General features: G+C 58.1%; 9 protein-coding genes. 5 read left to right on the forward strand and 4 right to left on the reverse strand.

Annotation, left to right across the window (positions count from 1 at the left end):
- Positions 1-34: 34 nt before the first annotated feature.
- Positions 35-700 carry a hypothetical protein gene (locus DSM3645_RS01910; RefSeq protein ID WP_131282110.1) on the reverse strand — a complete coding sequence of 222 codons (666 nt, stop codon included), beginning with the start codon at positions 698-700 and terminating at the stop codon, positions 35-37.
- Positions 701-1,331: 631 nt separating this feature from the next.
- Between DSM3645_RS01910 and DSM3645_RS01915 the strand changes: the two genes are divergently transcribed.
- From DSM3645_RS01915 to DSM3645_RS01930, 4 genes are all read left to right on the forward strand, one after another.
- A complete protein-coding gene (locus DSM3645_RS01915) occupies positions 1,332-2,216 on the forward strand; it encodes an alpha/beta hydrolase (RefSeq protein ID WP_002650304.1) in 885 nt (294 codons plus the stop codon).
- A gap of 212 nt (positions 2,217-2,428) precedes the next feature.
- The gene (locus DSM3645_RS01920) at positions 2,429-3,826 is read left to right on the forward strand and encodes a glutamate decarboxylase (protein ID WP_002650305.1); all 1,398 of its coding nucleotides are present in this window, start codon (positions 2,429-2,431) and stop codon (positions 3,824-3,826) included.
- 287 nt (positions 3,827-4,113) lie between these two features.
- Positions 4,114-5,007: a hypothetical protein gene (locus tag DSM3645_RS01925; protein WP_002650307.1), complete on the forward strand. Its 894-nt coding sequence runs from the start codon at positions 4,114-4,116 to the stop codon at positions 5,005-5,007.
- Positions 5,008-5,131: 124 nt separating this feature from the next.
- A complete protein-coding gene (locus DSM3645_RS01930) occupies positions 5,132-6,217 on the forward strand; it encodes a hypothetical protein (protein WP_002650308.1) in 1,086 nt (361 codons plus the stop codon).
- Positions 6,218-6,233: 16 nt separating this feature from the next.
- Here DSM3645_RS01930 and DSM3645_RS01935 read toward each other — a convergent pair whose 3' ends face one another.
- Positions 6,234-7,439, reverse strand: coding sequence for a hypothetical protein (locus tag DSM3645_RS01935; protein ID WP_002650309.1), 1,206 nt, complete (start codon positions 7,437-7,439; stop codon positions 6,234-6,236).
- A 156-nt stretch (positions 7,440-7,595) separates the two neighbouring features.
- Here DSM3645_RS01935 and DSM3645_RS01940 point away from each other — a divergent pair, with 156 nt between their 5' ends.
- Positions 7,596-8,048 carry a hypothetical protein gene (locus DSM3645_RS01940; protein WP_002650310.1) on the forward strand — a complete coding sequence of 151 codons (453 nt, stop codon included), beginning with the start codon at positions 7,596-7,598 and terminating at the stop codon, positions 8,046-8,048.
- Between the two features lie 4 nt (positions 8,049-8,052).
- Here DSM3645_RS01940 and DSM3645_RS01945 read toward each other — a convergent pair whose 3' ends face one another.
- Both DSM3645_RS01945 and DSM3645_RS27540 read right to left on the reverse strand, forming a co-directional pair.
- On the reverse strand, positions 8,053-8,502 hold the full coding sequence (locus DSM3645_RS01945; protein ID WP_050769283.1) for a GNAT family N-acetyltransferase: 450 nt from the start codon (positions 8,500-8,502) through the stop codon (positions 8,053-8,055).
- Positions 8,503-9,495: 993 nt separating this feature from the next.
- Entirely contained in the window at positions 9,496-11,979 is a 2,484-nt protein-coding gene (locus DSM3645_RS27540) for a DUF11 domain-containing protein (RefSeq protein ID WP_131282112.1), read from the reverse strand.
- Positions 11,980-12,002: the final 23 nt, after the last annotated feature.

Raw genomic sequence — 12,002 nt, forward strand, 5'->3', positions numbered from 1 at the left:
GATTTTGCCGTTTCTGATGCTGTTGGGCGCGGCTTTAGTAGAGCCAATACCAGCCCCATTCGACCGTCAGGTTGATGCACAGGCCAAGGAACAAGGTCATCCCCAAGTAATGGCCAAAGTCACGCTTTTCTCGCAGCGCCAAATCGACCGTCGCGGCCATCACGGTTTGAGCGGCGGCGGCGGCGGCAAACACGATCACGATGCGACTTGCCCAAAAGTAAGAGCCGGTCATCATGTCGGTCGGTGAAAAGATATCCATGCCGGCAATCGCTAATTGCGGAACGCTAAACGTCACCGTGACCAGCTTCCAGCGAACCTTGGGGATCATCGCCATGGTGATCATGCCCAGAGAGAAGATCATCACGCTCAGCACGGCGGCGGCGGGATCCAGGATCGGCTTCAAAAACGCGGGACTCGCCCACGATAGCCAGATGAACTCGCGGCAGAAATAAAACGGTACGTACAACATCGACAGCAACATCAAATAGTTGCCCGGCGACCAGCTCGTGCTTAGCTCTGTCCGTCGCCGACGCGTGAACCAGCGCCACGCAATCAACGAACTGATCACGCAAATGGTGATATTCACCGAAGCGAACGTGGCGTAGGCGACGTTCGCGTCGTCCATGCTGCCGGCAAAATCAAACCCGGCGTACTTTAAGAACGCCGTGGAAAAACTAAGCCCGACACAGATCAGGGACATAGCGACTATGAGATCGCTTACCGAAATCGTCAACGATCCCGGCGCGAAGAATCTTCGTTTCGATGGAGTCATCTATTAAGAATCAGGCTGAAAGGAGGTTTTGTCGCGTTCGCCCGCCAGGAACAGCGACAAGTGAGAAAAGGTGAAGCACAAATCAGGTTTCAAGTCGGGGAATCGTCGACCCAAAGTTCCCAACGTCTTGTTGGGATTGTCGCCGTCTCCCGTGTAGTTCACTTACTAATGATACCAATAACCCCGTGAAATCAAGCGCGTTTCGGCGCTGTTGCCGATTTTGCGAAAGAACGTATGAAAAGATATAGAAATTTCGCGCATTTCAGTATTCTTTTCGCGCTAGAACCCCTTATTTGCATATTAAGGGGTTTTAATCTACCGATTGTCGTTGCTTCTGATCGGAAACAGCCGATCCATTTTTTACTACCTTCGGTGTCATGTCTAGTGGTTTAAGAGGGGGTAAGCAAGAAGGCGTAAATCGCCCGCCGATCGGAACGGGTTTCGCCGTTTCCAGCTCCACGATCGACGCTTATCAAGCCGGCTGCAACTCTTCTAAACCGGCGTGTTAGGATGAGTGCTCGCCCCCGATTAGTTTGCCCCCAACTCGAGACGTCCCTTCATGAAACGACTTACTCCGCTCGCATTGATTTTGGTTGGCTTGGCGTCGCTTGCGCTCGCCGCAGATTCCGACTATCAGCTCGGTCCCGATTCGACGCGCCAAGCAGGAGTTCCCCAGGGAGTCGTGACCAAGCATGTCTTCGCCAGTAGCAAAGTCTTTCCCGAGACGTCGCGCGAGTACTACCTTTATGTTCCGGCCCAGTACGACGGCGAGACGCCGGCCGCGGTGATGGTCTTTCAAGATGGCCACACCTACGTTAGCGAAACGGGCCAGTTTCGGGCGCCTGCGGTGATGGACAACTTGATCGCCGCCGGAGAAATGCCGGTCACCATCGGCATCTTTCTTAACCCCGGCCATAAGGGAGAGAGCAAGATCGACTCGCCGTGGCGCTCCAACAATCGCAGCTTTGAATATGACACGCTGAGCGCCGACTACGCGACTTTCCTCATCGACGAGATCCTGCCGGAAGTCGCCAAACAATACAAGCTGACCGACAATCCCAATCTTCGAGCTATCGTCGGCATTTCGTCCGGCGGCATCTGCGCATTCACGGTCGCTTGGGAGCGCCCCGATCAATTTCGCAAAGTGCTGAGCCATGTCGGCAGCTTCACCAACATCCGCGGCGGTCATGTCTATCCGGCCCTGATTCGCAAGACCGACCCGAAACCGATCCGCGTCTTCTTGCAAGATGGCGAGAACGACGTCGACAACGCTCACGGCAACTGGTGGCTCTCCAACTTGCAAATGGAAAAGGCGCTCGCGTTCAGCAAGTACGACTACAAGTTTGTGGGTGGAACCGGTGGTCATAGCGGAGTTCATGGTGGCGCGATCTTGCCGGAGTCGCTGCGGTGGTTGTGGCGCGGTTGGGATCAGGTGAACAATTAGCGATGAGATGGTTGGACAAAGCCGGGGTGAAGATTTCCGACGAACGTTCTTTGAAATCATTCACTGACCTGTGATCCTTTCATCATCAATCCGCGCTGCATCACCCGCGTTGATCTGGTAGCCTAGTCGCTTACGGGCCCCCATTCTTGCTGGCCTGCTCTACTGCGGCTTTTGCGTCGCGCTAATCCTTCGACCACCTGGAGACTGCACCCATGGTTCTGCACGAGAAAGATACTCGCCGCGAAGAGTTGGATGACGACGTTTACGCGTCGACCGACCTTTCGGTCAGCATGCCCAAATACAAATTTCCGCATGTCGAGCAGAACCCGCGGCACGCTTATTCGGTCGTGCATGACGAGCTGATGCTCGACGGCAACTCGCGACAAAACTTGGCGACCTTCTGTCAGACCTGGGTCGAGCCCGAAGTCCACAAGCTGATGGACGAATGTCTCGACAAGAACATGGTCGACAAGGACGAGTACCCGCAGACCGCCGAGATCGAAGCGCGCTGCGTTCATATGCTGGCCGATCTCTGGAACTCGCCGTCCGAAGCGAACACGATCGGCTGTTCGACCACCGGTTCGAGCGAAGCGGCCATGCTGGGCGGGATGGCGATGAAGAACCGTTGGAAAGCGAAACGGGTCGCCGCCGGCAAACCGGTCGACAAGCCGAACCTGATCACCGGCCCGGTCCAAGTTTGTTGGCACAAGTTCGCGCGGTACTGGGATATCGAACTCCGCGAAGTGCCAATGGAAGAGGGCCGCTTGTTGCTGACGCCGGAAGAAGTGATCAAGCGGTGCGACGAAAACACGATCGGCGTCGTGCCGACCCTGGGCGTAACCTTTACCTGTCAGTATGAGCCGGTCTTTGAGATCGCCGCGGCCCTGGACAAGCTCGAAAAAGAAAAAGGGCTCGACATTCCGATTCATGTCGACGCCGCCAGCGGCGGGTTCCTCGCGCCGTTCTGTGCGCCCGAGTTGGTTTGGGACTTTCGCCTGCCGCGGGTGAAATCGATCAACACGTCGGGTCATAAGTTTGGTCTGGCTCCCTTGGGCGTCGGCTGGGTCATCTGGCGCGAAGAGAAAGATCTGCCGGATGATCTGATCTTTTGGGTCAACTATCTCGGCGGCAACATGCGCGACTTGGCGCTCAACTTTTCGCGTCCCGGCGGGCAGATCGTTTGTCAGTACTACAACTTCTTGCGACTGGGTCGCGACGGCTATCGGAAGATTCACTCGGCCTGCTATGACACGGCGTCTTATCTAGCGGAAGAGATCGACAAAATCGGGCTGTTTGACGTCATCTACGACGGCGATCGCCGCAGCGGCATTCCGGCTCTCTGCTGGAAGTTGAAGCCAGGCGTCAAGCCAGGTTTCTCGCTCTACGATCTGGCCGATCGGCTTTGTACCCGCGGTTGGCAAGTGCCGGCTTACTCGCTGCCGGACGATCAAAGCGATCAAGTGATTCAACGCATCTTGGTCCGTCACGGCGTGAGCCGCGATCTCGGTTCGCTGCTGCTGGAAGATATCCAGCGCGGCATCGAATACTTCGAGAATCACCCGATCGATCAGCCGCTGACCGAAGAAGAAGCCGGCGGGTTTCATCACTAGGTTTGTGTAGTCGCGTAAGGCCAATTCTCTTCGTAGCCCGTTGCGCGAGCGAGGGAATGCGGTCTCCATTCAATGACGAATGTCGAAGCGCCAATGCACAATGCGACGAACGATTTCGTGTTTCGTGCTTCATTCGACATTTAAGCTTCGACATTCGTCATTTGCTTGCCGCCGCATTCCCTCGCTGGCGCAACGGGCTAGTGGGAAGGTTTTCGGCTGGATACTTACTCTGTTTTTCGTTCGGCGCTAGTGGCTTTGCCCTGTTCTCATCTTCTCCTCCCTCTGCCATGAGTGAACTCGAACAACTGGAAGAGCGCGGCGCTTGGCCGTTTGTCACGCTCCGCGTCTGGCGGCGGCTGGGTCAGATCCGCCGGCAATGGAATGCGCGGCATCATCGCAAGCAGTTGGCGCCGCCCGAGACGCTGCAAGTCGCGCGGCTGCCGCAACTGTTGCTGCGCGGGCTCTGGTTGCCCGGCAAATTGAACTGGTGGATCGGCGTGATCTTCGCCTTCGGCGCGAGTCTGTTTGCGCTCGCTAGTTCGCTCAGTCTTTGGCCGTCGTTGGCCAACTTGGGGGAAGTGAGCGAAACGAGGATCGGCGCGATCTACTTCGCCGGCTCGATACCGTTCACTGCCGCCGCCTATTTGCAACTGTTTCAAGCGGCCAACGCCGGCGAGTTTGGCCAAGAGAAACCGCTCCGCACCAAGCTGTTCGCCTGGCGGCCGCATGACGCCGGTTGGCTCAGTTGCTTGTTGCAGTTTGTCGGGACGGTGCTGTTTAACTTCAACACGTTCGACGGCATGTGGCCAGGGCTCACTTGGCTGCAGCAAGACCTGTTGGTGTGGGCGCCCAACTTGGTTGGTTCGATTCTCTTTCTTGCGTCCGGTTATCTGGCGTTTATTGAGTTTGGTCACGCCTACTGGGCCTGGCGACCCGAAAATCTTTCGTGGTGGATCGTCTCGATCAATCTGCTGGGCTGCGTTGGGTTCATGCTTTCGGCGATCTTTGCCGTTGGGTTGCCTGGGGAGCCGATCGACGTTGCGGTCACGGCGGCGACCGCGTTTACGTTGCTAGGCGCGATTTGCTTTTTGACGGGCGCGGTGCTGATGTTGCCGGAGACGGCGGAGGAGGGCATAGAAACTGCGGCATCTGCGCACGATGCTATCACTTCGGTTTACTAGATCTTTTTGCATGGATGCTAAAGCCCCTCTCCATTTCCGCAGACAAGCCGAACCGCTGCGGCTATGATGACGGTTCCTCTCCCACACTCGACATCCGACTGCTGCAGGCCAGGAGAAGTGCGCGATGATGCGGGGATCTTTGCTTTTCGTCGGCGTTTGTTGCGCCGTGATGACCGCTCAGGCTCAAGAGGCTCAGCCGACGTTGTCGCAGCTGACCGCAGCGAGCGCCGCGAATATCGCCGCGTTTGACAACTTCTATTGCCAGTTTGACGTGCAAATTGGATTGGTCCTCTACAACGACAGTTTCCAGGAAATCCAGTTTGACCATGTCAACGGCGTCGGACACGGGGTCTGGGCCAAAAAGGGCCTGGTCGAGCTGTATGACTTTCGCCAAGAAGGAGAGTCGAAGTGGGATAACACCGGCGGCTTCTCGTATGGCCCGCTGATCTATACCGAGGCGCTGATACGCACTCCCGGCTTTCAACTGCATTTGAAAAAGAACGGCACGATCACGTCGGCGCCCAACGCCGATTTTCATCCTCGCTTGGATCCGTTGTCGCTGTTTCATATGGTCGAAGGAGAGCAGAACGTTCGCTTGCCTGACTTGCTGGCCCGCTTTGCCAAAGAGCAAGCCGCCGACGCGGCCGCCGCTTCCCGCATTCCCAATGTCGCGATTTACTATCTGGCCAATCCAGAGCGGAAGTTGGATCACGTCAAGGCGGTCACCGACGAGCGGAACCTGTCTTTGGATTTCGCCGCCGGCGACTACGCTTTGCCCAAGATGATCGGCTACTCTTACGCAAATTCGGAAGGATCTCCCTGGCGAGATTGGCGGCAGCACATCTTGGAAACAGAGTCGATTGAAGGGGTCGGAACCTTTCCCAAAAAGATGATTGTCATCCATCCGCAGGCAGCGGGTGAACGACCGCTACAAGCGGCGAATTGGCGAAACCAGGGTAAAAAATGGGCACATGTCGCTTACGGTTTGCTGTGGCAATTGAAGACGATCGAATACCGCGAACCGACCGCGGACGAGTTGACCTACAGGGCCGATCGAGACCTACCAATCTTTCGGGCTGGCTTTGCGCGAGTCACGTACGTGAACGAAGACGAAACGATCACGCCGGAGTCGCTGCCAGAGATCTATAAGTTGCTGGTGAACAAACCTCCACAAAAAACTGAGCAAGAAGAAAAAGCGGAAGCGAAATGATCGCAACCGGCGAAACTTACTCGGCTGGTAACCCGAGCAAAAATACGGCCAGGCAAAGCAGCGATAACAGCGCGAACAAAACCAGCCGCGGCAGGCGTGCCGAGAGCTCCTTTTTTCGCCCAGCGACCAGCAGTGCGATCACGCATTGCAGCATGTAAAACAGGGCGAAGGCCCGCGATGCGTAGGCGATGATCTGATTTACGTCGGTCGCCCAGGTCAGAAAAATGGTGACGGTCAAGATGATCACATAGGCCGCACGGATCGAGATCTTGCGATGGGTGATATCTTCGATCAGCCCGCCGGCCGCTTCTTCGTCGGCGACTGCGGCGCTAAACTGACTGCCGACGGCGGCGATCGACAGCAGCGCCGGCAGCAAGAGCGCCACCGGCCGCGTCATTTTAATAATCGCGGTAACGTCGGCGTCCATGTTAGAGCGAAACAACACCGTCGCCAGCGCGATAAACGCGACATAAATCAGGCCCGAGATGATTTGTGACCAACGCATCGTACGAATACGCAGGTCGGCCGAATGTTCTGCCCCCAAATATCGCGAAGTTTCAAAGCCTTGGACGACGATCAGCAGACCCAGTAAGACGCGCAGTCCGTGAAAGTCCAAGCGGGCCGTGACGTCGGGAAGTTTCCAATCGCCGCTCCCCCACATCTGCGCGTTGTAAATCATCAGTGCCGCCAACAACGCGCCGATCATGCCTAGATTTAGCGCGATCGTGTATTTCTCGAGATTCTCAAGCATGTCGAGCCCGCGCCACATGCCGATCCCGCCGATCGTAACCAATAGCGCCGTCGTAATCACGTGCTCGAAAAGGGCGTTTTCGATCCCTATTCCGCTCAGCGAAAAAGCGGCCAACAACTGCAAGTAGTAAGTGACCGAGATAAAGTAAGCGCCGGCCAGCACGACGCGCGAAACGACGGCGATCGTCTGCGGCGTTCCTTGCTCGTTTTCGATCGGTTCAAAATTCGCAATATTGAAACGAATCGCGGCGCCAACTCCATAGGCGAAGATCAGCAGCGCCCCGATTGCAAACAGAGCGTAGTACCCGGCGACGCCGGCCATCAAAGGCGCGCTGACCAGAAACCCGCTGCCCATGATCGACGCCAGCGGAGTCGAAGTCGCTTTCCAGAATTCGGAGCGCGCGAGCCGCCGGGAAAAGGCGAGATAGCCCGCGAGCGACAAAGCGACGAGGAGGATAACGATGTTGGTCATGGAGCGATTTCAAATGTTTCGATAGCGAATAGCGATTCTCAGCTTACCGGCTGAAATCGGTTCGATCCAGCTTCCCCAGAAACATGCGACAACCGTCGTCGGGTCGCTTACGATAGGAGAGATTCTTCTTTTCCACCTCCACGATGGGAGCACGCCGTGAACGAGTCCGCAGCGCATCGCCATTTCGCAGTGCAATGCTTCAACGGCACATGGGACTTGATCAACCAGTCTGAGCGTACCGAGTCCGAATCTGCCCAGATGCTGATCCGGTCGGCCGCATCCCTTTGGCATTGGAGCGAGCGCGACGATTGCACGCCGCAAAATATGTCGATCGGCTATTGGCAAATGTCCCGCGTGTTGGTGTTGCTCGGCGAAGCGAATCTAGCCGCTCGATTTGGCCAGATGTGTTTGCAGGTGAGCCCTGCCGAGGATCCGTTTTTGGTCGGTTTCGCTTATGAAGCGCTGGCGCGAGCCGCGCTGGTCGCCGGCGACAAGATCGAAATGGATCGCTGTTTGACGGAAGCGACGATGCGCGCGGGGCAAGTCACAGACGCCGACATTCGCAAAGCTCTGGAGGCCGATCTGGCGACGATCGCACCGATGCCGTAACCCTCTATTTTTCTGCGTCCAGCATCATCAGCCAGTAGAGACCTTCGGGACTGGTCGATTGCGAGTCGCGCCGCCAGCCCAACTTTTCGTAAAACGCCAGCGCCGCTTCGTTCGCTATGTTGCATTTTAAGCGCGCAGGCCGGCCGATCTGGGCCAAGCAAGCTGTCAGCAACTTCTCGCCCACACCGCTGCGCTGTTGACCGGGCGCGACAAACAAGTTGTGAATAAAATTCTCGGGCGGCCACCACGAGACGAAGCCGACGATCTGGCGCTGGCGCTCGGCGACCCAGATCGGCTCGTCGGCGGTCGCTTGCTCGAAATCGTCGAAACGAATCTTGGCCGGCGGCATCCAGTGAAAGGTCGCTTTGCGAGCCGCGTAGAAGATCTTCGCGCAGGCGGGATGATCGCGCCGGCTGGCGACTCGGGTGATCAAAGGGGAATTATCAGTGGTCATGTCAACTATTCTACGGATCCTCCTCCCAACAGAGCAGTCCCACCTGAAGCAGGTTCGCCCACGCTCGCGGCCAGTCCATCGGACTGGACCGGACCGCATCGTTTTTTATCCAACGAATGAAAATAATCCAACACCAGCCCGAGTGCGCAAGCCGAGGGCATACGGCTCCCATTCCCAATGACGGTAGACCGTTTGGACCCATAGTCGAACTGGAAAGGTTGGACAGGACAGGACCGTCGCGTTTTCTCGTTCGAAAGGTTGGACAGGACAGGACCGTCGCGTTTTCTCGTTCGAAAGGTTGGACAGGACAGGACCGCCGCGTTTTCTCGTTCGAAAGGTTGGACAGGACAGGACCGCCGCGTTTTCTCGTTCAAAAGGTTGGACAGGACAGGATCGCTTTTTAGTGGACTTTCAGATGGGAAGTCGAATCGGCGCTGAATGCCTGCTCCCAAATCTCCATTTCTGAGGTCTAGTTTGGGAGGGACGCCCAATCATGCTCGTTGGATTCGGAACGAACGCAGCGCAGAGAATCTCCGAGCTCGTCCACCGATTCGGCCGCCGCGCAAACGTGATTCGATAGCTGGTCCTTTGCGTGTAATCGACCCGAAATTCGTGCGTTTTGTCAATCAACAATCTTGCAGGCGGGGTCTTAGCCCCAACGCGGCCGGTCTAATGTAGCTCAGGGGTCAGTTCGCCGCAGGCGACGCAGCCCTAGGAATGCTGGGCACGTAGAAAGGTTGCGTTTGGGTTGGCAGGATTGAAATGGCGTCAAACGTCAGTTGCATTCTTGGTTACATGGACCTAGGGCTGCGTTGCTTGCAGCAACTGCGCCCTAGGCTATTTTGGAACGGCCGTTCGGGCCTAAGAGAAGTGTGGGCTCCAGATATTTCAGCACAGTCTGAGGTTCGAATACCCCAACCCATAAAAAAACGCCGCAAGCAGCAATTGCTGCCTACGGCGTTGGTGATGGTTCGATTTGTCGCCAACGAAAACTTACCGGTCCGAATAGACCCGGGTGCTTTCTTCTTTGGTGATCGGCTGCGGGATTTCGTCGCTGGAGATTTGGACTTTGATCCGTTGGTCGCCGGCGGCGATGCCTTTGACTTTGATGCGGAAGGTTTCTTCCGCTTTTGGTTGCAAACGAGCGAGCGGTTCAAAGATGACGTCGCTGCCGCTGACCGTTCCCTTGCTCGCACCGCTGGCGTCGACTCCTTGCATGCCGGGCGGCAGCATCGCGGCGACGCGGACGTTGGTCGCGGTTTTGGATCCTTGGTTCACAACGCGCACGTCGTAGGTCGTATCTTTGCCCAGTTCGATCGGATCGGCCTGGTCGGCGACTTCAAAGAAGAGCGCGACGATGCCTTCGACCTGGACCAGCGTTTCGTTCTGAGCGGTGAGACCCATACGAGCCGAGCCTTCGACCCGAATCTTTTGATCGCCGGCTTCGATCGGCAGCGCGGTCAGCTCGACCGTTCCGCTTTGCGACGGCGGCAGCTCTTCCAGGTTCCAGAAGATCGCGTGCTGGTTGCTGTCGTATTGGCCGGCGTTGTTGGCGTCGACAAACTTCATCCCTTTCGGCAAGTAGGTAATCAGGTCGATCCCTTGAGCCGGAGCGGTGCCGGGATTGCTGACCGAAACCTGGTACTTGGCCGGGCGATCGAGATAGCGCAGTTTCGGGCCGACCATCGTCAGCTCTAATTGCGGAGCGATCACTTCGATGTTCAGTTCGGTTTGCGTTTGCAGATTGCCGTCGCCGCGAATGCCGAGCACGTTTTGCGTGCGGCCCGCTTTGTCGGCTTTCAGGGTGAGTTCGAGACTGCGAGTTTCGCCCGGCTTGAGGGTGCCGATCTCGAATTCGAGTTCGCCGCCGGCCGGGTGAATGAAGTTGGCCGGCACGATTTCTTCGAGCACGACTCCGGTCGCGGGACCGGTGCCGGGGTTGCTGACGGTGATCGCCAACATCAAGTTATCGCCGATCAGCACAGTCGGAGCGGCCGTTTGTTCGATAGTTAGTTCTGGCTTGGTGACGCGAGAGCGAACGGTCGCATGCGCGGCGAACGAGACGGTCGCGACGCTGCCGACATCCCCTTCGGTTTGCGGCATCAGCTCCATCGTTAGACGTTTTTCTTCGCCGGGAGCAATTTGGCCGATCTTCCAAAGCAATTGGCCGTCGACGCCGCTTTCGGCCGTCGGCGTGGTGCTGACCAGCGCGGTGCCGGCCGGAACCGAGTCGCGAATCACCACATCATGTGCGATCGTTTGTCCGACGTTTTTGACCACCAGCGAAAACGTCGCCGGTTTGCCGACTTGGATTTCGACCGGAGCACGCTTCTCGAGCGAGATCGACGGTTGTTGCAGCCCTTCCAGCTTGGCGTCGCCCGGTTTGCCGATGCCGCTGACGGCGGGACCGCCGCTGCCGAGAAGGTCACGGCTGGGTTGATAGCTGGGAGTCGGCGTCGAACGGGGCGACGGATAGCTTTCCGGCGTTACCGGAACAGGGCCGCCGATCGATGCCGGCGCGGGGTAACGTTCGGTCGCCGCAGGCGTTTCACGCGGCATGCCGCCGACAGGCGCCGGCGTCGAGCTAACCGGAGCCGAACCGGCGCCGGAGCTGCTGAATTGGAAACGGCTGCTGGGCGCTGGAGCGGTCGGTTCCGAACTGGAGCCAAGCGGCGGCGCCGTATAGCGCGGCGTTGCAGCAGATTCGCTGGGCATGGTCCGCGGTTGGCTGGCCAAGGTCGCCGCCGGTGATTCGCTTTCGCCGGACATGCTAGAAGGCGTATCAGCAGCCGCAGGAGCTGCGCTGCTAGGAGCGCCGCTGAAGCGTGTTCCATAGCTGGGGGTCGGCGCGGTTTCGGCAGCGACAGCAGCGCCGACTGCGGCGGCGCCAGCACCGGCAGCAGCGCCTACAGCGGCCGCCGCAGGAGTCGAATCGCCGATTTGAAAACGGGATCCGGTCGAAGGGGCTCGCGTTACCGGGGCTGGCGTCGCGGTTGGAGCTGCATCGGCAGACGGTGTCGCCGCCGCCGGAGTTGGCGCGCCGCCGCTGAGGCTGAAGCGGCTGACCGGAGGTTGCGGCGTATCGCCGACGCTGACCGGCGCCGGTTGAGTGGGCGTGGACGGGTTTTCTGGACTAGCATCCCCCAGAAATCGGCTGGTCGCGGCGGCGGTCGGTGCTGCGCTAGCGCCGTCGGCGAGCGAAAAGCGGTGCGAAGCCGGCGGAGGCGGATCGGTAGCGGCCGAGTTGCCGGGATCGTCATTCTCATTATTGGCGCGGACAATCGGCGGGACGTATCGCGCCGCATCTTCCCCTGCGGAAGTCGTCGCGTCGACCAGCGCCGCGACGTTTTCTTGGGCGGCGTCGACCACGGGTTGCCCCGCGGTTTGGGCCGAGGAAAGGACCGATTGTACGATCGCGGCGACTCCTAAGGAGGCGACGCTGCCGATAGCGGTAAAGCGGAGGTAGAGATTCTTCATGGCGTCCATGCCGGCTGGATGGT

It is taken from the genome of Blastopirellula marina DSM 3645, assembly GCF_000153105.1.
Lineage (GTDB): Bacteria > Planctomycetota > Planctomycetia > Pirellulales > Pirellulaceae > Blastopirellula > Blastopirellula marina.